Source organism: Terriglobia bacterium, from assembly GCA_020072565.1.
GTDB lineage: Bacteria > Acidobacteriota > UBA6911 > UBA6911 > UBA6911 > JAFNAG01.
Genome location: JAIQGI010000036.1, coordinates 26,268 through 45,618, shown reverse-complemented (window position 1 = coordinate 45,618; position 19,351 = coordinate 26,268). Strand labels below are relative to the sequence as shown.

Here is a 19,351-nt window from a genome sequence, read left to right as displayed (position 1 = left end):
CCACTACGTTAGTCTATTGTTTTTGAGCAGTGCTTTCGCCTTTGAATCACCCGCGGATTGAATGTGCAGTTGACGTAACAGCGCCACCCGGCTAATCTCTGCCAGGTGGTTGGATGCCCCCTGAAAGAGGTAGGAATGGAAATACGGATCGCACACAGTCCCGATTCCGATGATGCCTTTATGTTCTATGCGCTGGCAACGAACAAGCTCCCAACGGGCGAGCTCACCTTCACTCACCGGCTGGAGGACATCGAGACTTTGAACCGCAAGGCGCTCAAAGGCGAATATGAGGTCACGGCCCTTTCATTCCACGCATATGCTTATGTATCCGACCGTTACGCGCTGCTTCCTTCCGGAGCCAGCATGGGGGATCGATACGGCCCCATAGTGGTATCGATCGAGGCGTGGGAGGCCCAGGACGTGCGCGGCCGCAAAATCGCAGTGCCGGGAACCCTAACAACGGCCTTCCTCGCGCTCAGGCTGTTTCAACCTGATTTCCGCCCTGTGGTCATGCCGTTCGATCAGATCATGGGCGCCGTGGCGCGCCGTGAGGTCGATGCGGGGCTCTTGATTCACGAGGGTCAACTCACCTACGCACAGGAGGGATTACATAAGGTACTCGATCTGGGACAATGGTGGCATGAACGGACCGGACTGCCTCTTCCCCTGGGTGGGAACGGCATCCGCAGGGATCTCGGACCGGAACGCATCCTGGAAATTTCGCGCCTGATCAAGGAGAGCATCCAATATGCTCTCGACCACCGGCGTGACGCGCTTCAGCATGCTTTGCAGTATGCGCGTGGCCTCAGCCACGGGGAGGCAGATCAGTTCGTGTCCATGTATGTCAACCGCAGGACTCTGGATTACGGCGAAGACGGACGGAGGGCGGTCCGGCTGCTTCTGAAAAAAGCGCATTCCCAGGGCTTGATTCCACACCCTGTCACTGTCGATTTTGCCGGGTAAAGGAAGGTGTCAGGCCTCGAGAGTTTGGTTTTGGCAGACATCTTTCCTTCGTTCCCGCTGAATTTATGTAGACGAAACCTCTCCGACCTGCCACCGGTTCGATTTGACACACCCGGGAAGCAGCGTTATATAGATAGAACGAATGAATTTTCAGGGGTTTGAGGAGGTAAGTGCGGTGCCGATCTACGAATATAAATGCACAAAGTGCGGCGAGATTTTCGAAGCCTTTCAGAAGATTACTGATCTTCCATTGACCGAATGCAGATTCTGCGGCGGCAAGGTCGATCAACTGATCAGCCACAGTAGCTTTCAGCTGAAGGGCTCTGGATGGTACCTCACCGATTACGCAAAGAAATCTCAGCCTTCGCAAAGTCCTGCTTCTACTTCTGATAGCCCAAAGGCGGCTGATAAGTCGGATACCGGCGGTAACAAGGGGAGCACAACAAAATCCGAGGCAGGCAAGGGCTCCGCTTAGGGGAGGCGCCGGGGCAAGCCTGGAGGCACGGCCGTGCAATTTTCATCGGGCCAAAGAAATCTGGCGATTCGAGCCATGGATGAGGCAGAGGAACACACACTTCACTATTACCGCATTCCACCCTATCGATGGCAGCAGCTGAAATACGATCTGGTAACGCGCCAGGATTCCGAGTGGGAACCTTTGCCGGATTCAGCTCTCGCACGGGTTCAGCGGCTGCACCAGATCCGCTCGTCGCGAAACACCCCATACGATTTTTATCGCATCCAGCTCAACGATCCCAGCATTTTGACCGTGGCAGTCCGGGAAAACCTGGATCCGGACCTGTACCCGTTTCTTGTCTACATCCTGACGCACGAAATGGTCCACCTCGTGAGATTGAGCACCATTCTGCCTGACGGGGGGCAACTGTCTCCTGAAGCGGAAGAGAGTCGTGTCCAGAGGGTGGCCTATCGCATCCTTTCGAACGCTGCTGACCACCGGTTGCGCCCAATCCTCTCAAGATTCTGCATCACCGACTCACTGGCAAGTCCCTACTGCGATTTCGTGCGGTCTTGATGTCCTCGATTCGATCAATACCAATTGGGAAGAGCGGGTGAGCTGTGCCACAATCTTGATACAACAAGGGGGCGGGCTTATGCCTGACGTGTTGACACATATCCTGGTGGCCGATCTGGGAGGGACGCACGCAACCGTCGCGATATTCGCTTACCGCGGCGGTGACCTTTTTGATCCTGTGAGCCAACGGACATATTCGAGCCGCGGGATCACTGATTTCCCTGCATTGCTGCAGGAGTATCTCGAAAAGGAAGGATCCCATCTCGAGCCGGCCGTCAGCAAGGCATGTATCGACTTCGCAGGTCCCGTGGAACCCGGCAGGCTGAAAGCGTTCGCGACCAATCTGGCTTGGGGATTTACGGTCGAGGAGATTCGCACGCGCACTGGGCTGTCCGAAATCACATTGATGAATGACTTCGAGGCAGTTGGTTACGGCTTCGAGATTCTAATGGCGAACAAACCGGAAGCGTTCGTGCGCTTGTCGGAGGCAGGAGAGCTGCCGCGGAATCGGGGCAGCAGGAAAACGGCTGTGATCATTGGCGCGGGTACGGGTTTGGGGACCAGCATCATGATCCTTGACTCTAAGATCGGACGATTTCGCCCCATCCCCGGTGAGGGGGGGCATGCGGACTTCGCTGCCGTTGAGGAGATTGAGTTCAGGATCGCCCAGTGGATCCGCCGCAACCGGAACCACTCGCCGCTCAATCCGATTGATTGCGAGAAAGTGGTCAGCGGGCCCGGCATCGCGAACATCTACCAGGCATTGTGGGAACTGGAACCTGGAAAGGGGAGCCGGGCGGTGTTTGACGAGGTCTCGATGGCGGACGCTTACGACCGCCCCGCCATCATCGCCCGGAATGCACACGCGGAGGATCTCTGCAGGCGCACTCTGGACATATGGGTGCGATGCTATGCCCGCGCGGCCAAAAACAGTGCCGTCTTCCCGCTGGCCCCGGGAGGTGTTTTCCTTGCAGGTGGCGTTGCCGCCAAGGTTCTGTCCGAACTGCAGACCGGACGGTTCATGGAAGAGTTCACGCGATGCGACGTTCCCGGCATCCGAGCACTCCTGGAGCATACGCCGGTTTTCGTGATCACGGACTACGGGATCGGGCTCTATGGTTGCGCTAGTGTAGCTTTGAATCCGGCACAGCTGGACTGAGGCCGTTCTCGTCGGGATCGGAGTGCATCATCTGCGAAGCGACTTCAAGCGTGCGCGTCAGCGCTTCGCCGCTTTCGCAAGTCGCGTAGCCGAAGTTCATCTGAAGGCTGCGCGCTTTTTCCCCTTGTACAACTTTCCATCTCTCGAAGGCAGCGCGCAATCCTGCCGCGCGTTCAGACACCCTCCCCTCGGGTGTTCCCGAGAGCAGCACGAGAAGCCCGGTGTCGTCGTAGGACATTATGGATTCCTTGCCTTCCAGACTGGAGGAAAGCGAACTCCGGATGCTCTTGATCATTTCCCTGTCCGCCAACATCCTTCGGGCGGAACCGTCACTCTCGAAGTTGAGCAGGACGACGGAGAGAACCCCCTCGTTTTCCTCAGCAGAGGGCTGGGGCCGGGGCTCATGCAGAGCTTCAACATGCCTGTTGCGCCGGGCGGTCAGCAACCACAGGTGGGCAACCGTGGAGGCCAGAATCTTCAGCACGCGCGTGTGATTGTGATTGAAAAAGTGCGGCAGCGAGTGGCTCAGAATCAGCGCGCCCAGGGGCCTGTCGTGCACAACGATCGGGAGGCAGACCAGGGAGCGCACGACACTTGGGAAATCGACCGTGTTGAAGCGGGCTTCCCGATAGACGTCCCCGATATTCAGGTAGTCAGCTCCCTCGTCTGCCAGGCCTGCGACAACCCGGGCGAATTCGGGACTGCCAAGGAGGGTGGCATGGGAGTGGCTGAAGAGGAACTTCTGCTGCTCGCGGATCCCCTCAAAATAGAGAGGTCCACCTTCCCACTCATCTCTCGAGCGGAAAACCAGACTGCAAAACTCAGCTCCCAGGTCCTGCAGGACGCAGTCGACGATCTGCGAGCAGATCTCCTGGAAGTCTTCCTTCTCCCGGATGGATTCAACGATCCGGCACAACCCCGAGAGAAAACCTACATTTTCTTCGAGCAGACCGTTGACTTCGCTGACGGCGTTTCGATAGTTGTTGATGATCCTCTGGTAGAGATTCCTCTCTTCGGCAAAGGGATCGTCCTCCAGCGGCTCTTCTTGGCTGGCCATCATCTTCATCTCGGCGTAATTTTTGGCGTCGTTGATGAGTATGGCCTCAATTCTGGAGCGGATCTTCCCCTCTATATCCATATCCATGATCGCCTTCTTCCAGACTGGCTCATGAACTGAGCTGAAAGAACTCTTCCACGTCCGCGCGCTTGGCGCCTGCAAGAACCGACAGCGAATCGAATTCCTCCTCACCCATGTTGAGGAGGGCCCGGAGGCACGGCAGGTCTGCAGTGATCTTGTAGTCACCGTCGTAGCCGATGCCCGTCTGCTTGATCAGCATGTCTGCCATGGAGACAGCAGCCACCAGAGGAAGTCCCGCGACGCCTGGGTCGTGGTGGTGGCGCACGGCAGTAGCGAGCTCAGGGGGGAGGTTCCATTGCTTGGTGAGCATTGCCCCCAGTGTCGCATGGTCCACTCCATAAGATTGGATCTCGCAGCCACAGATGTCCGGATCCTCAGGGCCCTTATTCATGGCAAACAGCCGGCTGTAGCCGACGGAGTCTTTTTTGAAATAGACGACCTTTCCCAGATCATGCAGAAGACCGCAAAGCAGCGCAAACTCTCCCTGGGTGCGCGAGCTGCGCTTGGTCCAGATCTCCTGGGTCATCAATCCGACTCCAAACGAGTGCATCCAGAGCTGGTAGATGTGCCCGGCCTCGTCTCGAAGCCCCTTGGTGAAAGACTCGAAGATGCTCACACCTATGGCCAGGCTTTTCACCAGGTTGAGCCCAAGCAATGTAATGGCGTGCGCTATGGTCTTGACCTCGCTGCGAAATGAGTAGAAGGCCGAGTTTGACAGCTTGAGAATGCGGACCGAGAGCGAGGGATCGTGCAGGATTAATTCCTCTAAACGCTGTGCCGAAGCACAATTATCATCCACCAGCTGCAGGATCCTGGATAGTACGATCGGGACGCTGGGCATCTCGAAGTTTCGGTCTATCCGGATAGGTGCGGATTCTTTGATTGCTTGCATATATTTTATCTCGCTCGCAATGGGGGAGATCCGGCGCACGTACACCGTGCCGGGAGCAGGACTGCACCGCTCCTGCTCTCTACTCTTCGATAAACTTCGGAGAAAGCTTTAGTCTTTCATATACTTGCCCCTCTCAGTGATCTCGGCCCATAACCGCCGGAACCAGCCGCGTGCCGGGCGAGTTTTCACCAAGGGCAGACCATCGCAGGGAAAGCAGAAAGATCTCATGTAAAATACCAGTTATCCGTGGCAGGTTTTAGGAACATGTGGATGGGCGGCCGGGGGGAGACGACCCTCACCCCACACCTCCCTCCTTCCAACTCGAGAGGTGACCATTGAACTTGCGCATGCGACCTCGTATCGGCGTAATGGGGCCTTCGGAGTGCTCACTTCGTGCCCGCGAACTGGCCCGCGAAGTCGGAGTTCTCATCGCCCGCCGGGGAGGCATCCTGGTCTGCGGGGGCGGCCGGGGCGTCATGGAGGCGGCCGCAGCCGGCGCCAAAGAGGCCGGCGGAATCACCCTGGGGATCCTGCCGGGATCAAGCGCGTCTGAGGCAAATCCCTATATCGACATCCCGATCGTGACCGGATTGGGCAATGCCCGGAATGTCATAAATGTTTTAACGAGCCACGCGATCATCGTCGTACACGGGGCTTATGGAACCCTTTCGGAAATCGCGCTGGCGTTGAAGTGCGGCACACCCGTTGTGGCCTTGGAGACGTGGACGGTGATTCCGCCGGCAGGAGAGGCGCCACCAGTGATCATTCAGGCTCCCACTCCTGAGGAAGCCGTCTCGGCAGCGTTTGCATCCGCGAAAATCATATCGCCGAGACGCTGAGGCTCGAAGATGCCGGGCGCTTGAGACTTACAGGATCGGACTCTTGCCACCCCTGCGGTGCGGCAACTTCACCGAGAGGCTGGCAGCTTTCCCTCTGCGATCAGACGGAGAAAATCACTTGCGGTCACGATTCCGAGAACATGGTGTTCGGCATCGACGACCGGCAGACATCCGACATGATTATCCAACATCAGCCGCGCGGCCTCCGGCACGGTCATTTCCGGTCTGCCGGTAATGACGCGGCGCACCATAATCACATTCAGGTGGTGGTGCAGGGTCTCGCGATCGGAATTGTTTTCCATGATCGTACCCAGACGATGGCTGATATAAAAGCGCAGATCACGATCCGTTACCAGCCCCGCCAGCCTCTCCTGGCTGTTCAAGACCGGAAGGTGCCGGATACGATGCTGGAAGAGAATGGTCATGGCCTCCCCCAACGTACTGTCCATCTCCGCCCGTATGACGTTTTGCTGCATGATGGACTTGAGCCGGACCGGCTCTTCGGTTTCCGTTGGCATAGGACTTGATCTGTCCTGCTCGTTGTCTTCCATGTTCAGCCTCGAAGAGATGCCTGGCGGCAGATTCGTCGCATTCAAGCTGGAGCGATCCCGATGATATCATGGTCTCAAGGCAACGGCGGTCTTTCTCGCAGAAGTCGGAGAGATCCAGGGCTGCCCCGCATAAAATCGGCTCTTGATTCGGCCGGGGCCGCCATGGCATCATTGCGGCCAACCCACGCATATCCCCTCGTCTCCGTGTGTTTGCCAGTGGAGGGCGTACATGCCAGAGCCAAGACTGAAAGACACGGCCTTAGATCACAGGAAAAAGGCGGACCGCCTGCGCACCAACGTTGCCGTCATAACTCTTTCGAACTCCCGCTCGGCAAAAGATGATGAGTCGGGCGACATGATCCAGAAGTTGTTGGAGGAAAGCGGCCACAGCGTCGGGATCCGGAAGCTGATCGCGGACAACCGCACAGTGTTGCGCGCAACCCTGCGTGAGCTGTCGAGGCAGAAGGATGTGAATGTCATCATTACTACCGGCGGCACCGGAATATCTTCCACGGACATCACGATCGAAACCGTCAAGGGTATGCTCGAGAAGGAACTCCCGGGATTCAACTCGTTGTTCATGCTGCTGAGCTTTCCGCAGGCGAAGAGCGCGTCCATGCTCTCACGGGCTTTGGCCGGCACCCTGAAAGGAAAAGCAGTCTTTTGCCTCCCCGGCAGCCCCCGCGCATGCAAGCTGGCGACGGAGGCACTCATCCTCCCCGAGCTTAGACATATGATCATGCTGTTGGGGAGTTGATGCCCGTGCTTCGTTCCTGCCGGCTTTTTCTCTTCGACCTCGACGGCACCCTGATCGATTCCCGGAAAGATATCGCGCGTGCTCTGAATTCCGCCCTCGCCAGGATGGGAAAAACCGCACTCTCGATCACCGATGTGATGCGTTTCGTCGGCGACGGCGTTGAAACCCTGATCCGGCGCGCATTGCACGAGGTCACGGGCACTGAGCCCGACGGCGTTCAGGTCGACATCGGCATGACCCTGATGATTGAGGAATACGGAAACCATCTCGTCGATTCGACCTGCCTGTATCCGGGCGTTCGCGAAACGCTGGCGGCTCTGCACCCGGCCAGGCTGGGATTGATCTCGAACAAACCAGAGATGCTGTCTCGACGTATACTTTCCGCCTTTGATCTGCTGGACCGCTTCTGCGTAGTGTTGGGCGGTGACAGTTTGCCGCAGCGCAAGCCGGATCCGGGCCCCATCCTGGATGCCATGTCACGCTGCCGTGCCTTGCCCGCGGAGACGGTTATGGTGGGAGACAGCCCTACTGACATTTTTGCCGGAAAAGCGGCCGGCGTGATCACCTGCGGCGTATCAGGCGGCTTCCGAAGCCGCGAAGAGCTTCAAGCCGCCGGCTGTGATGTGCTCATTGACCACTTCGCCGAGATCACGCAGCATTTCTGCGCAATCCGCGACTGAAGGCGCGTGGATCGTCAGCCTGGTAGCCGCTGGCAAATCTGCAAACTCGAAATACACGAGGCACACGAAAATCTCTCCCGTGTGTTTCGTGTATTTAGCGGTCCCGCAAGGCGACTTGAAAGACGATCTCAGCTGGATTATTTTTTGACCGGTTTGACCGTGACGCTGGAGACAAAGCGCTTGAAGCCTCCGTAGGTGACTGTCTCTTCCACGCGCACGCGTCTTGGGGTGGGCTTGGTGTACTCAATCACACTGTCGGCATGGCTCCAGACAGGAAACCAATACTTCTTGTCCACGAGCTGCCGGATCGTCTCAAATTCCGGGAATTGGGGACTGTCTTTTTGAGGAACAACCTTCCCCACGGTGCGGACGATCTGGAGATCCGTGTCGTCGATCCAGATTCTCCCCTGAAAATAGAGCTTTCCGTCCGCTATCGTTTTCGGCTTCACTGAAAAGACGTGGGTGTCCAGTTCGTCGATTCGCTCCTTGCCCTCGTAGTTTAAGTTGTAGAATGGGAGATCCTTGGTGGTCAGGGCGAAGGGCTGATAGTTGGTGATGACATCCTGGTCGTCGGAGGTCCACAGCACACTGCGCAGGTGCCCCGTTCTTTCGATCAGCTTGATATCCCGAGTGCCGTTATCGAGGAAGACGACCTCGAAAACCATCGTCATGGCTTCGTCGGAAGGGACGCCATCGTCAGTAAGCACCTTTACCGTGGCCACCTGCTTATAGTAATACTGGTTCCAGGCTTCGAGAAACTGTGTCTCCTTGGCCGTGAACGCTCTGATAATCTCCTCGGGCGGAAGATCTTTCTTTGCCGGTTTCTGATCCTGCTTCTGCGCCGCGGACAGCACGGCGAACATCATAGCGACGACAACTGCCGCAAAGCGTGACCTCACCATTTTCCCTCCCAAGAACGGGGGTTAGCCCGCTAATATTGGGATGTCGCAATCCCGCATTTCATGTGGGGAGTTCCTGCTTGTTCCAGACTAATATTAACGGCCAGACCCCGGGGATGTCCATGCTGAACAACGTCGTGATCATACTCGTCGGCACGAAATACGCCGGCAACATAGGCGCCGCGGCCAGAGCCATGCACAATATGGGACTCAGCCAGCTGCGGCTCGCCGCCCCAGAGTGCAGGATCGATGAGGAGGCCCAGCGGATGGCACGCATCGGCAATCCGGTGCTGGCCTCGGTGCGGACCTTCCACTCCCTGGGCTCTGCCCTGCGTGGTGTCCGCCTGGTTGTGGGCACCACCGGCAAGAGCGGCGGCAACCGGGAGCAAACCGTCAACGCCCGCTCCCTGGCGCCCCTGATCCTGTCGCATGCAATCCGTAGAAAGGTCGGCATTGTCTTCGGACCGGAGGATACCGGCCTGATCGATGACGACCTTCTGCGCTGCCAGATGCTCCTGCGTATCCCGACGCAGCCCCAAGCCCATAGCATCAATCTCGCCCAAGCCGTTATGATTGTGAGCTATGAGCTCTTCATGGGACACCTGGAGTGTGAACCCGTGCGCGTGCCGGTCCTGGCGACCTTGGAACAAGTCGAAGCCATGTACCAGCAGTTGGAATCGGCTCTCCGCACCATCGGCTTCCTGCAGGATGAGAACGCGCGCCATATGATGTTCCGAATGCGCCGCCTGCTGGGCCGGACTGCTCTCCAACACTCGGATGTGGGCATTATGCGCGGAATCGCGCGACAGATCGCGTGGTTCGGCTCGAAATCCAAGCCGACGGAATAATGACCAAGAGCCCGAGACGCCGCCGCAGAATCCGGATTTCCTGACGGGATTTTCGCATCTGACATTCGTAAAGCGAGTTGTGCTAGAATGACCATTCTCTTTGGGCGATAGCCAGGTAGGCGCACGCGGTCAGGGCCGACGGCGTCGAGGTGTTTTCCCCCTCCGCTTGGGGGCGCCGGCGGAAGTTTTCCATAAATGCTTGATTCCATTACAAGTTATTTTGTCGGACTCGACCCCGGCTATCTCTGTCTCGCATTGTTCCTCTGCGCTTACGTCGAAAACATTTTCCCCCCTATCCCGGGCGATACTGTTACGGTTTTTGCTGCCTATCTGCTCGGCCGATCCAATCACAGCGCCGCAGGCGTCCTCATCGCCACCACGGCCGGAAGTTCGGCCGGTTTCATGACATACTATGCGTTGGGCCGCTTGATTCACCCGGAATATTTCTCACGCAAGAACTTCCGGTTTCTTCCCGCCTCGAGCATCGAGCGCGCCGGGAACTGGTTCCGACGTTACGGATACTGGATCGTTCTCCTGAACCGATTCTTCTCAGGGGTGCGCTCGGTCATTTCAATCGTAACGGGCATGTCCAGGCTCCCCTGGCTCCGGGTATTCATCCTTTCGGCCATCGGCTGTGCCGTTTGGAATGGCCTGCTGATCTGGGCCGGCTATCTACTGGGAGAAAACTGGAGTTTGATAATCCCCATCCTGGCCCAATATAACAGGGTCCTTATCATCATGGCGGCCCTTTTGGGGGCATTCTGGCTTTTGCGCAGGAGGATCTTTAGAGGACGCAAAAAGTCACCCAACCAGGATTTTGGCAGTTGAGATGTCGATTCATGTCTGAAGGCATGCTCCATAAACGGCCACCCCAGGGCGATCTTCGGGGTACCCCCGGGTTCCGACTTCTGTCGTCATATGCTCTCCGTTTCCGGCAGCAACCTCCGCGATCTCGGATGGAAATCCTCCTGCTCAGTGTCACACTGATCTGGGGAATGAACTTCGCCATCATGAAGAGCATGTATGCGTATTTCGATCCCTACGCATTTACGGCTTTGCGCTTCATTATTGCCGTATCGGTTTTGCTCTTGTTCCTGAAGCTGCGCGGCCTTCCACTCGCTGTGGAAGTTGCCGACGTTCCGGCGATCACCGGTTTGGGCATGCTGGCAAACACAGCGTATCAGATGCTCTTCACGGCCGGACTTGCCCACACCAAGGCTGGGAACGCCGCGCTGCTCGGGGCGGCAGCACCCATCTTTGCCTATTTGACCGGCGTGCTGTTGAAAAGAGAGTGGTACAGCCATCGAGTGCTCGCCGGCATTCTGCTTTCCTTTGCCGGCGTAGGCATGATTGTGCTGTTCGGGGCGAAGGAGATTGCCCTGGGGGCGAACTGGCAGGGTAACCTCATGATCCTTGCCTCGGCTCTATGCTGGGGATGGTACACGGGAGCCGCCGCGGGCCTGGTCATCAAATACGGCGCCCTGCGCCTGACCGTCTGGGTGATGCTGACGGGAACATTGATGATGATCCCGCCGTTCCTGCCCTCGCTGATACATCAGGACTGGCTTTCGGTCCCCCTGGTGGGGTGGTTTGGCTTTGCTTACTCCACCCTTCTTTCCATCGTTTATTCATACCTGATCTGGTCTTTTGCCCTGCAGCACATCGGAATTTCACGCACCGCCGTCTACTCAAATCTGACCCCGATGGTCGCCCTGATTGGGGGATGGCTGCTCTTGGGGGAACAGCCTGCGATCGCACAGTTCGCCGGAGTCGCGCTGATCCTCGGTGGCGTATTTATCGTGAGATCGAAAAAACCCTCGTTCTCTCTCGCAGCCGCACGTCTGCGCACAATCGGGCTGAACAGACAGAAGATTGGATAGTGAGGAGTTCTTGTCCTATCTTACGCGGATCTCTTCCAGCGCTTTGTTTGTGAGACGAAACCCCGGCTGCGCCTTGACCTTATCCCATGGAACACCATATGAGTCGAACAGAAGCCTGTCCGAGGGCACCTGGATCTTGCCTTGAAGATCCTTGTATTGGAACTGAGCCAGCCGGTATGGGTTCGCGCCGGCCAGTCCGCCGGAGTGTTCATAAAAGAACACGCCCGCGAAAGTGCCGAGCTGCTGTTTGCCCTTTTGATCGAATATCGGCTGGTCCATCAGGGAGTCCGGCGGGAGATATTTGAGTATGGGAACCGTGAGCGGGAGCAGCACATTCTTGCCCTTGACCTGGAAGATCTTATCGTAGGACAAAGCCTGCCTGGAAAGAGAGCTTTCCACAGCTGCGGCGAAATCGCCCTCGGAGATACCGGGCGGACGAAGGCTCTTGAGGTGAACAAGGAGTTCCTCCCAGTTCACGCGATTCTGCGCCTGGTCCATGCATTTGTCGACATCCTGCCAGCGCAGCATGCGGTACCTGAAATTGACCGCGATCTTGCAGGGCAGTTTCGCGGACGCAGCCAGATAGGCCGAAGCGATAGCCGCATCTATCTTTTCAGTAATCTCCCTGGACAGCTGACCGGCTGGTGCCGCCGGGATCATACCGCACAAAAGGAACAGGCTAACGCAGACTCTCCGTACTGGGATCATGGAATCTCCTCAGTCGTTGATTGAGAGGATCCACCTCAAGGGCGACGGCCGGAGAGTTTTTGGATCGCCATCTCGGCCGAAGCAGCGACGCTGGAATCCGGGTCGCGCAGAAGCGGCTTGAGGTCCTTCACGTTCCCGGCATCTCCTAGATGCCCCACCGCCATAACTGCGCTCTGGCGCACACCGGGGTGACTATCCTTAAGAGCCGGGAGGATTTGCGGCAGGGCCTCCCGAGCTCCCAGGGTTACAAGGCCATCAATCGCGGCCACCCTTACCTCTACTGCCGGATCTGCCAGCGCCATCTTGAGAGCTTGAATCGCCGGCGCTCCCTTGGAAGTAACGAGAACTTCGATGGCTTTCTGCCGTGCAACGAGATTTGTGCTTCCTGCCAACACAACAACCGCCTGCTCCGGGCTGTCGACGATCTCATCGCCCCGTTTGGTAATCGCACCCGTGCCAATGTAATGCAGGACCGGCGGCGACGGACGCGGGTTGCGCGACAGGACGCGGACGAAGCGTACACGGTTCTGCCCTGTCTCGTCGCGCTCGAAGTAGATGATCGAGTTTGTGTTCCCTGTCAGCCGCTCGACCGCCTCCTGCAGAGAAGTGCGATAGAAGTTAATCGAGATCGGCGGGTTTTCCTGGGATTCGATTTCAAACACGATGCCACTCCATGCTGCCAGTTCCTCCAGGACTTGCTGGAGTGGAGTATTGCGGATCTCCCCGACCAGATCCTGGCCCTCCAAACGCAGCTTCATGGATGCCGGATCCGCATTGCGGTTGGGTTGCATCATGGAAGGCAGACGTGGCGGTTGCCTCCCGGCTTGCCCGAAGGAAGGCACAGTGACTGCCACCATTCCGATCCACAGTAAATGTCCCAGGCACCGTCGGCGCCCGCACACGCCTCTCGAGATCATTCTTCCCCCGCCTCGACCGAATCGCGGATTTTCATGAACTTTTCGAAGCGATACATGGTGAACAGATTGTGCAGCTTCTGATTCGGATTGATGAGGACCACTTCCCCGTTCCGATCGCGCACGAGCTTGAACAAGCGCAGGATTTCGCCCACACCGGAGCTGTCCATAAATGGGACATCCCGGAAATCGATCACGACCTCACGCACCCCTTCCTCAAGCACGGCATCGAGACGGTGCTGCAGCAACGGGCAGTGCTCGAAGGTTATTTTGTCCTTTATCCGAACGATGCGTCGGTCGCCACGTGATTCAACTTGGATATCCATCGCTGTTCAGCCAGAATACTTGCACATTTTTCGCGCAGGGGCAAGCATGCCGGGAATTTGCGACCTTCGCAAAATATCATCGCCGAGGGCGCAGAGAAATGCACAAGATGACAGAGCAGACACCCGCAACTCTCAAGAGAGTTGCACAACTGCGCTCTCGAATTAAGGACGTCGCAGGCTGCAAAATAGTCTAAAAAAGAGCATGACCGCACTTCGTTGCCTTGCGGAGGCCCAACCATGGCGCGATTTTTGGTGCATCGCCACACTGCGGGGAGACGGCATTTTGATCTCCGCCTGATCCAGGAGAATGTCGTGCGCTCCTGGTCGATGCTTAAGGAGCCCCCTGAGCGTAAAGGGGAAAGGCGGCTGGCAATCGAAAGAGAGGAGTTGTCTGTGGGGGAGATCAGCCGCACTCGAATAGAGGAGGAGGCTTTCGGCTCCGGTAGAGCGCAGGTCTGGGACGGAGGAGCGGTGACTGTCGCCGCCGCCTCGCCCGAGCGCCTGGTATTGATCTTCGCCGGATCCAGGCTGACAGGCCGCTATGAGCTGAGACGGATGCGCTGGTACCCGGGAAACCGTTGGCTGCTCGAAAAATGTGGGTCCTCCGGCGCCAATTTGACTTGACAGACCCTCCCGGTTCATTAGAACCTAATTTGTAAATCGCAACATGGGGGGGATTTGCGCCCCAGGTCCGTGCAGTGTGGCTGCTGACTCGAAGTCAAGCCACTTACTGTCACGCGGTCCATTTTTTGCAGGAGTGATGCTTATGACCAGTTCTTTTAGATCCAAGGCAATCATGACTCTTTTCGCGGCTTGCCTGAGCCTGCTTTGCTGGCGCGTCCAGGGCGCAAGCGCGCAGGCACAGAAAGCGGCGGCGCCTCCGCCTCAGAAAGAAGAAATCCCTCCGGACTCCGATTACATGTTTCGCAAATATTCGGCTGTGATCGATGAAATCAAGGCCAAGGAGACGGATCCGCAGAGACGTGCGGATGCCTTGCTGGCCTGGGTTAAGAATAATCCCAGGGCGACAAGGGCAATCGCCTATGCCGGTTCGTATTACGGTGAGGTGGTGTCGGGTCTCATCAAGGCTGGAGATTCCCAGAAGGCCCTGGCCATGATTCAGGCATTTCAGGCTGCCGCACCGGCAGATAAGACCCTGAACTCGCTTGAAATGTCCGCTTATTATCAGACCAAGAACTATGCCAAGGCCGCAGAAATTGGCGAAAGGATGTACGCGGAGAAGCCAAGCCTGGAAATGGCGAACACCCTGTACACCCTCTATGCACAGGCGAACAATCCGGACAAAATGCTGGTTTACGGTGAAAAACTGGTGGCCGAGGTGCCTATCGATAAGTCCTTCGGCGTCGCCTTGCAGCTGGCAGGCATCTACGCCCAGAGAAAGAACAATGAAAAAGCGCTGAATCTTTTCTCGCAGGTGATGGGGGTATACGGCGACAAGGTGCCCCCGGGCGTTCAGGAGGCAGCCTGGAATACCACGCGAGCCAGCGCTTTCTCGATGATAGCGGCGGACAGCTATTTGAAAAAGGACTTGCCCAAAGCCATCGAGCTTTATGAAAAGGTCACCAGGTTCGCATCCAACGGGGAGGAAGCCTGTCAGGCTTGGTATTACATTGGCATGGCAAAATGGCAGGGCAAGGACCAGAAAGGGGCGATCGAACCCTTCGCCAAAGCCTACGTTCTGGGCAAGACCCTCTCTCCCAGAGCCAAGGAGAATCTGGATAATCTCTATAAAGCGGAGCACAACGGCAGTTTGGATGGTCTCGATGCGGTCATTAGCAAAGCCAAGAGTGATCTGGGCATCCGTTAACGCGAGATAACAGGCAAATGAATGAGGAGGGGAATCGCCTGAGGTCGGCGCGGCGAATCTCCTCCTGGTGGTGTTAAACCGCGCAGGATCTGGACTTTCACGGAATCTTACGGTATATTTGCATTCTACCGCGCCGGCGTAATCCTGCTACTTCCGCTTCTCATACTGCATCTATTACGCATCGGCAATCATTCCCAACAGGAGCCCCTATGGCTGAGAAAGAATCCAAGCCGACGAACCCCGCAGACGAAAGGAAGATCTCCATTCAGGAGGCTTTGGATAAGGAGGGGGAGCAGCTCCATATCAGCGAGCTCCAGGCCCTGAACATCAAGGACCTCACCAAGATCGCCCGCAAGTACAAGATCGCCGACATCGGCAAGATGACCAAGCAGGATCTCATATTCGCAATCCTGCAGGCTCAGGCCGAAAAACACGGGCTGATTTTTTCGGAAGGCGTTCTTGAAGTGCTCCCGGAAGGATATGGCTTCCTGCGATCACCCGATTACAGCTATCTGCCCGGCCCGGATGACATCTACATTTCGCCGTCCCAGATCCGGAAGTTCGACCTGCGGACGGGAGATATCGTTTCGGGACAGATCCGGATGCCCAACGAAGGCGAGCGCTACCTCGCCCTCGTGAAGGTGGATGCCGTCAATTTCGAGCCTCCGGAGGAAGCGCGCCACCGAATCTTCTACGACAACCTCACGCCGCTTTATCCCCACGATCGGATCCGGCTCGAAACCATACGGGAGAACCTCTCCGCACGGGTTATGGATATCTTCACCCCCATCGGCAAGGGTCAGCGCGGCCTGATCGTGTCGCCGCCACGCGCAGGGAAAACGATGATCCTCCAGAACCTGGCAAATTCCATCAGCACGAATCATCCGGAGATCTATCTCATTGTTCTGCTGATCGACGAGCGCCCCGAGGAAGTCACCGACATGGAGCGGTCTGTCAAGGGTGAGGTAATCAGTTCCACTTTCGATGAGCCTGCGTCGCGGCACGTGCAGGTAGCCGAAATCGTCATGGAAAAAGCCAAACGCCTGGTTGAGCACAAGAAGGACGTCGTGATTCTGCTGGACAGCATCACCCGCCTGGCACGCGCCTACAACACCATCGTTCCTTCCAGCGGGAAGGTTCTTTCAGGCGGCGTCGACGCCAATGCGCTGGAAAAGCCCAAGCGCTTCTTCGGTGCCGCGCGCAAGATCGAGGAGGGCGGCAGCCTCACAATCATGGCGACGGCTCTGATCGACACCGGCAGCCGCATGGACGATGTTATCTTCGAGGAATTCAAAGGCACCGGCAATATGGAGATCATTCTCGACCGCAAGCTCGTCGACAAGCGCATTTTCCCCGCCATTGACATCAACCGGTCCGGGACCCGCAAGGAAGAGCTGCTGGTCGAAGGCGCCGACCTGAACAAGATTTGGATCTTGCGCAAGGTGCTTAACCCGCTCTCGATTGATGAGGCCATGGACTTGCTCCTGGACAAGTTGCGCAAATCCGAGAGCAATTCCGAATTCCTCAACTCCCTGAACAAGGGCTGATGCGCAAAGAAATCCGGTGGCAGGCTGGAATGGCACGAACTTAAGCGTATGATCTTCCGTCACCCCGCCAGGACTCTTCGTGGATCATCGGGTAACCGGGGGCTGCGGTGCGCAGGCCCCAGGCTATTCCCTGACCTCCCCTTCGGGGTGAAAATTCAGTTGCATGCCACGCGCTGTCGATAAAAACTTGCGCGGGAGGCGCGGAAGATGGTCGCCTCGGGCAGGCGAAGCGCAGCCTGGGGTTCATCGTAATTCAATCTTAAGCCCAGGAAGGGCGGTAGATGGATTTGGCCTCTACTCAGTGCCATTCCAGCCTGCCACCAGGATCATCGGGCATAGCGGGAAGGGGCGCATGGAACTGGCCGCGCACATCGAAACGATCAATCAGAGAGTCAAGGGCGAAAGCAGCTTCGTTCAGCACCTGGTCGGTGAGGTGCACCGTGTCATCGTGGGACAGAAGTACATGGTCGAACGCCTGCTGGTCGGCCTGTTGACGCGCGGCCATATCCTGCTCGAAGGCGTGCCGGGTCTCGCCAAGACCCTGGCTGTCAAAACGTTGTCTTCGGCAATCGACACCCGGTTTCAGCGCATCCAGTTCACGCCCGATCTCCTGCCCGCCGACCTGATCGGGACCATGATCTTCAATCCCAAAGACGGCACGTTTTATCCCAAGAAGGGGCCGATCTTCTCGAACATACTGCTGGCAGATGAGATCAACCGCGCTCCGGCCAAGGTCCAGAGCGCGCTCCTTGAAGCCATGCAGGAGCGCCAGGTCACAATCGGCGACACGACCTACCCCCTTGAGGAACCGTTCCTGGTACTGGCAACTCAGAATCCCATCGAGCATGAAGGCACCTACCCGCTGCCCGAAGCACAGATCGACCGTTTCATGCTCAAGCTGAAGATCGATTATCCGGACATCAAGGAAGAGCGCCAGATCCTTGACCTCATGGCCGGGGACGAGGCAATCAAAGTCGGCACGGTTGTGAGGCCCGCCGACATCCTGCGTGTGCGCCAGGTGGTCAAAGAAGTCTACATCGACGATAGGATCAAGGATTACATCGTCCAGCTCGTATTCGCCTCGCGCAGACCGCAGGATTTCAAGGTTGACCTCAAGGGTCTCATCCAGTTTGGGGCCTCTCCCCGGGCGACGATTTTCCTGGCCCAGGCCGCTCGCGCCCATGCGTTCATCAAGGGGCGAGGCTACGTCACGCCGGAGGATATCAAAGCAATAGGCATGGACGTGCTTCGCCATCGCATCATCCTCACCTATGAAGCAGAGGCAGAGGAAGTCACAACCGAATCGATCGTCAGCCGGATCTTCGACGCAGTGCAGGTTCCTTGAATTTGGATTTCGGGTTGGAATCGGGATTTGGGATTGCAGCGACAATTTGCGATTTCTGCACTGTGGAAGGTCAACCGGTGCTCTGAAACCCAGAGTCCTCGATCCCAAATCCAAAACTGAAATATGTTGCCTAAAGAGCTGGTTCGCAAGATACGACGCATTCAGATCACCACCAACCGGCTGGTGAACGAGTCCCTCGCGGGCGAATATCACTCCGTGTTCAAGGGGCGAGGAATGGAATTCGACGAAGTCCGTGAGTACCAGCATGGCGACGACATCCGCACGATCGACTGGAACGTAACCTCACGCACGGGCCATCCATTCGTGAAGCGCTACGTCGAGGAACGGGAACTCACCGTGATGCTCCTGGTCGATGCCAGCGCCTCGGGTGCGTTCGGATCCTTCGAGAAGACCAAAGCCGAAGTGGCCGCCGAAATCTCCGCTCTGGTGGCCTTCTCGGCCATCAAAAACAACGATCGCGTCGGAGCCATCCTCTTCACGGACCGCGTGGAAAAATTCATACCGCCGCGCCGAGGAAGCACGCACGTCCTGCGCGTTATCCGCGAGCTCCTTTATTACCGGCCGGAGCGCCAGGGCACACGCATCCAGCAAGCACTCGAGCATCTGAACCTGGTTGTGCACAAGCGCGCCGTGGTGTTCCTGATCTCCGATCTGCTCGATCAGGGCTTCGAACAACCCCTGAAAGTGGCAAACCGCAGGCACGACGTGGTGATCATTCAGATCGTCGATCCTCGTGAGAGAGATCTTCCGAATGTGGGCATTCTGGAGGTCCTCGATGCAGAGACCGGCGAGGTCGTCCGCATCGACACATCGCTGCCCAAAATCCGCGCCGCCTATCGCAGGAATTGGGAGCGAAACCACCAGAATCAGAGGAAGTTGTTCCAATCGCACCACATGGACCACATCTTGATAAACGCCGCCGAGCCTTACGACGTGCCGCTGGTGCGCTTTTTCGAGGAACGCCAGCGCAAATACCATTAGGGAGTCGCATCTGCAAAGATCGAATTTGGAGGGAAACTGATT

The 19,351-nt window shown here is 57.2% G+C and carries 22 protein-coding genes; 15 read left to right on the top strand and 7 right to left on the bottom strand.

Annotated elements, in window-relative coordinates:
* The first annotated feature begins 135 nt into the window (after window positions 1–135).
* The 4 genes from LAP85_20210 to LAP85_20195 all read left to right on the top strand — a co-directional run bounded on the left by LAP85_20210 (window position 136) and on the right by LAP85_20195 (window position 3,155).
* The gene (locus tag LAP85_20210) at window positions 136–963 is read left to right on the top strand and encodes an ABC transporter substrate-binding protein (GenBank protein ID MBZ5498728.1); all 828 of its coding nucleotides are present in this window, start codon (window positions 136–138) and stop codon (window positions 961–963) included.
* Between the two features lie 175 nt (window positions 964–1,138).
* Window positions 1,139–1,438 carry a zinc ribbon domain-containing protein gene (locus LAP85_20205; GenBank protein MBZ5498727.1) on the top strand — a complete coding sequence of 100 codons (300 nt, stop codon included), beginning with the start codon at window positions 1,139–1,141 and terminating at the stop codon, window positions 1,436–1,438.
* 33 nt (window positions 1,439–1,471) lie between these two features.
* On the top strand, window positions 1,472–1,996 hold the full coding sequence (locus LAP85_20200) for a hypothetical protein (protein ID MBZ5498726.1): 525 nt from the start codon (window positions 1,472–1,474) through the stop codon (window positions 1,994–1,996).
* 79 nt (window positions 1,997–2,075) lie between these two features.
* Window positions 2,076–3,155 (top strand): glucokinase, encoded by a 1,080-nt coding sequence (locus LAP85_20195; GenBank protein MBZ5498725.1) that lies wholly within the window; start codon window positions 2,076–2,078, stop codon window positions 3,153–3,155.
* Here LAP85_20195 and LAP85_20190 read toward each other — a convergent pair.
* Window positions 3,121–4,299 carry a GAF domain-containing protein gene (locus LAP85_20190; GenBank protein ID MBZ5498724.1) on the bottom strand — a complete coding sequence of 393 codons (1,179 nt, stop codon included), beginning with the start codon at window positions 4,297–4,299 and terminating at the stop codon, window positions 3,121–3,123. The two genes, LAP85_20195 and LAP85_20190, sit on opposite strands and share 35 nt — an antisense overlap.
* A gap of 22 nt (window positions 4,300–4,321) precedes the next feature.
* The gene (locus LAP85_20185) at window positions 4,322–5,185 is read right to left on the bottom strand and encodes an HDOD domain-containing protein (GenBank protein MBZ5498723.1); all 864 of its coding nucleotides are present in this window, start codon (window positions 5,183–5,185) and stop codon (window positions 4,322–4,324) included.
* A gap of 347 nt (window positions 5,186–5,532) precedes the next feature.
* Here LAP85_20185 and LAP85_20180 point away from each other — a divergent pair, with 347 nt between their 5' ends.
* A complete protein-coding gene (locus LAP85_20180; protein ID MBZ5498722.1) occupies window positions 5,533–6,024 on the top strand; it encodes a TIGR00725 family protein in 492 nt (163 codons plus the stop codon).
* A 68-nt stretch (window positions 6,025–6,092) separates the two neighbouring features.
* Here LAP85_20180 and LAP85_20175 read toward each other — a convergent pair whose 3' ends face one another.
* Window positions 6,093–6,542: a CBS domain-containing protein gene (locus LAP85_20175; GenBank protein ID MBZ5498721.1), complete on the bottom strand. Its 450-nt coding sequence runs from the start codon at window positions 6,540–6,542 to the stop codon at window positions 6,093–6,095.
* Window positions 6,543–6,804: 262 nt separating this feature from the next.
* On the opposite strand from LAP85_20175, the gene LAP85_20170 reads away from it, so the two are divergent.
* Together LAP85_20170 and LAP85_20165 are read left to right on the top strand one after the other, a co-directional pair.
* A complete protein-coding gene (locus LAP85_20170) occupies window positions 6,805–7,332 on the top strand; it encodes a MogA/MoaB family molybdenum cofactor biosynthesis protein (protein MBZ5498720.1) in 528 nt (175 codons plus the stop codon).
* Window positions 7,332–8,012, top strand: coding sequence for an HAD-IA family hydrolase (locus LAP85_20165; protein ID MBZ5498719.1), 681 nt, complete (start codon window positions 7,332–7,334; stop codon window positions 8,010–8,012). The genes LAP85_20170 and LAP85_20165 overlap by 1 nt, the downstream gene beginning before the upstream one ends.
* 137 nt (window positions 8,013–8,149) lie before the next feature.
* Here the strand turns inward: LAP85_20165 and LAP85_20160 are convergent, their stop codons facing one another.
* Window positions 8,150–8,914, bottom strand: coding sequence for a hypothetical protein (locus LAP85_20160; protein MBZ5498718.1), 765 nt, complete (start codon window positions 8,912–8,914; stop codon window positions 8,150–8,152).
* Between the two features lie 77 nt (window positions 8,915–8,991).
* Between LAP85_20160 and LAP85_20155 the strand changes: the two genes are divergently transcribed.
* The 3 genes from LAP85_20155 to LAP85_20145 all read left to right on the top strand — a co-directional run bounded on the left by LAP85_20155 (window position 8,992) and on the right by LAP85_20145 (window position 11,639).
* Window positions 8,992–9,759, top strand: coding sequence for an RNA methyltransferase (locus LAP85_20155; protein ID MBZ5498717.1), 768 nt, complete (start codon window positions 8,992–8,994; stop codon window positions 9,757–9,759).
* Between the two features lie 195 nt (window positions 9,760–9,954).
* Window positions 9,955–10,587: a DedA family protein gene (locus tag LAP85_20150; protein MBZ5498716.1), complete on the top strand. Its 633-nt coding sequence runs from the start codon at window positions 9,955–9,957 to the stop codon at window positions 10,585–10,587.
* A gap of 128 nt (window positions 10,588–10,715) precedes the next feature.
* Window positions 10,716–11,639: a DMT family transporter gene (locus tag LAP85_20145; protein MBZ5498715.1), complete on the top strand. Its 924-nt coding sequence runs from the start codon at window positions 10,716–10,718 to the stop codon at window positions 11,637–11,639.
* Between the two features lie 15 nt (window positions 11,640–11,654).
* Here LAP85_20145 and LAP85_20140 read toward each other — a convergent pair whose 3' ends face one another.
* The 3 genes from LAP85_20140 to LAP85_20130 all read right to left on the bottom strand — a co-directional run bounded on the left by LAP85_20140 (window position 11,655) and on the right by LAP85_20130 (window position 13,587).
* Window positions 11,655–12,347: a hypothetical protein gene (locus LAP85_20140; protein ID MBZ5498714.1), complete on the bottom strand. Its 693-nt coding sequence runs from the start codon at window positions 12,345–12,347 to the stop codon at window positions 11,655–11,657.
* Window positions 12,348–12,382: 35 nt separating this feature from the next.
* Window positions 12,383–13,105 (bottom strand): HEAT repeat domain-containing protein, encoded by a 723-nt coding sequence (locus tag LAP85_20135; GenBank protein ID MBZ5498713.1) that lies wholly within the window; start codon window positions 13,103–13,105, stop codon window positions 12,383–12,385.
* A 155-nt stretch (window positions 13,106–13,260) separates the two neighbouring features.
* Entirely contained in the window at window positions 13,261–13,587 is a 327-nt protein-coding gene (locus LAP85_20130; GenBank protein MBZ5498712.1) for an STAS domain-containing protein, read from the bottom strand.
* Window positions 13,588–13,824: 237 nt separating this feature from the next.
* Between LAP85_20130 and LAP85_20125 the strand changes: the two genes are divergently transcribed.
* The 5 genes from LAP85_20125 to LAP85_20105 all read left to right on the top strand — a co-directional run bounded on the left by LAP85_20125 (window position 13,825) and on the right by LAP85_20105 (window position 19,309).
* The gene (locus LAP85_20125; protein ID MBZ5498711.1) at window positions 13,825–14,211 is read left to right on the top strand and encodes a hypothetical protein; all 387 of its coding nucleotides are present in this window, start codon (window positions 13,825–13,827) and stop codon (window positions 14,209–14,211) included.
* A gap of 142 nt (window positions 14,212–14,353) precedes the next feature.
* Window positions 14,354–15,415 (top strand): tetratricopeptide repeat protein, encoded by a 1,062-nt coding sequence (locus LAP85_20120; GenBank protein MBZ5498710.1) that lies wholly within the window; start codon window positions 14,354–14,356, stop codon window positions 15,413–15,415.
* Window positions 15,416–15,624: 209 nt separating this feature from the next.
* On the top strand, window positions 15,625–16,962 hold the full coding sequence (gene rho / locus LAP85_20115; protein ID MBZ5498709.1) for a transcription termination factor Rho: 1,338 nt from the start codon (window positions 15,625–15,627) through the stop codon (window positions 16,960–16,962).
* A gap of 352 nt (window positions 16,963–17,314) precedes the next feature.
* Window positions 17,315–18,307 carry an AAA family ATPase gene (locus LAP85_20110; protein MBZ5498708.1) on the top strand — a complete coding sequence of 331 codons (993 nt, stop codon included), beginning with the start codon at window positions 17,315–17,317 and terminating at the stop codon, window positions 18,305–18,307.
* A 123-nt stretch (window positions 18,308–18,430) separates the two neighbouring features.
* Window positions 18,431–19,309: a DUF58 domain-containing protein gene (locus tag LAP85_20105; protein MBZ5498707.1), complete on the top strand. Its 879-nt coding sequence runs from the start codon at window positions 18,431–18,433 to the stop codon at window positions 19,307–19,309.
* Window positions 19,310–19,351: the final 42 nt, after the last annotated feature.

Excerpts from the sequence above, each read along its gene's own strand:
- LAP85_20170 (MBZ5498720.1), top strand. The coding sequence starts at position 6,805 with ATGCCAGAGCCAAGACTGAAAGACACGGCCTTAGATCACAGGAAAAAG.
- LAP85_20150 (MBZ5498716.1), top strand. The coding sequence starts at position 9,955 with ATGCTTGATTCCATTACAAGTTATTTTGTCGGACTCGACCCCGGCTAT.
- LAP85_20105 (MBZ5498707.1), top strand. The coding sequence starts at position 18,431 with ATGTTGCCTAAAGAGCTGGTTCGCAAGATACGACGCATTCAGATCACC.
- LAP85_20125 (MBZ5498711.1), top strand. The coding sequence starts at position 13,825 with ATGGCGCGATTTTTGGTGCATCGCCACACTGCGGGGAGACGGCATTTT.
- LAP85_20130 (MBZ5498712.1), bottom strand. The coding sequence starts at position 13,587 with ATGGATATCCAAGTTGAATCACGTGGCGACCGACGCATCGTTCGGATA.
- LAP85_20190 (MBZ5498724.1), bottom strand. The coding sequence starts at position 4,299 with ATGGATATGGATATAGAGGGGAAGATCCGCTCCAGAATTGAGGCCATA.
- rho (MBZ5498709.1), top strand. The coding sequence starts at position 15,625 with ATGGCTGAGAAAGAATCCAAGCCGACGAACCCCGCAGACGAAAGGAAG.
- LAP85_20140 (MBZ5498714.1), bottom strand. The coding sequence starts at position 12,347 with ATGATCCCAGTACGGAGAGTCTGCGTTAGCCTGTTCCTTTTGTGCGGT.
- LAP85_20135 (MBZ5498713.1), bottom strand. The coding sequence starts at position 13,105 with ATGAAGCTGCGTTTGGAGGGCCAGGATCTGGTCGGGGAGATCCGCAAT.
- LAP85_20185 (MBZ5498723.1), bottom strand. The coding sequence starts at position 5,185 with ATGCAAGCAATCAAAGAATCCGCACCTATCCGGATAGACCGAAACTTC.
- LAP85_20210 (MBZ5498728.1), top strand. The coding sequence starts at position 136 with ATGGAAATACGGATCGCACACAGTCCCGATTCCGATGATGCCTTTATG.
- LAP85_20120 (MBZ5498710.1), top strand. The coding sequence starts at position 14,354 with ATGACCAGTTCTTTTAGATCCAAGGCAATCATGACTCTTTTCGCGGCT.
- LAP85_20145 (MBZ5498715.1), top strand. The coding sequence starts at position 10,716 with ATGGAAATCCTCCTGCTCAGTGTCACACTGATCTGGGGAATGAACTTC.
- LAP85_20160 (MBZ5498718.1), bottom strand. The coding sequence starts at position 8,914 with ATGGTGAGGTCACGCTTTGCGGCAGTTGTCGTCGCTATGATGTTCGCC.
- LAP85_20175 (MBZ5498721.1), bottom strand. The coding sequence starts at position 6,542 with ATGCCAACGGAAACCGAAGAGCCGGTCCGGCTCAAGTCCATCATGCAG.
- LAP85_20195 (MBZ5498725.1), top strand. The coding sequence starts at position 2,076 with ATGCCTGACGTGTTGACACATATCCTGGTGGCCGATCTGGGAGGGACG.
- LAP85_20180 (MBZ5498722.1), top strand. The coding sequence starts at position 5,533 with ATGCGACCTCGTATCGGCGTAATGGGGCCTTCGGAGTGCTCACTTCGT.
- LAP85_20110 (MBZ5498708.1), top strand. The coding sequence starts at position 17,315 with ATGGAACTGGCCGCGCACATCGAAACGATCAATCAGAGAGTCAAGGGC.
- LAP85_20165 (MBZ5498719.1), top strand. The coding sequence starts at position 7,332 with ATGCCCGTGCTTCGTTCCTGCCGGCTTTTTCTCTTCGACCTCGACGGC.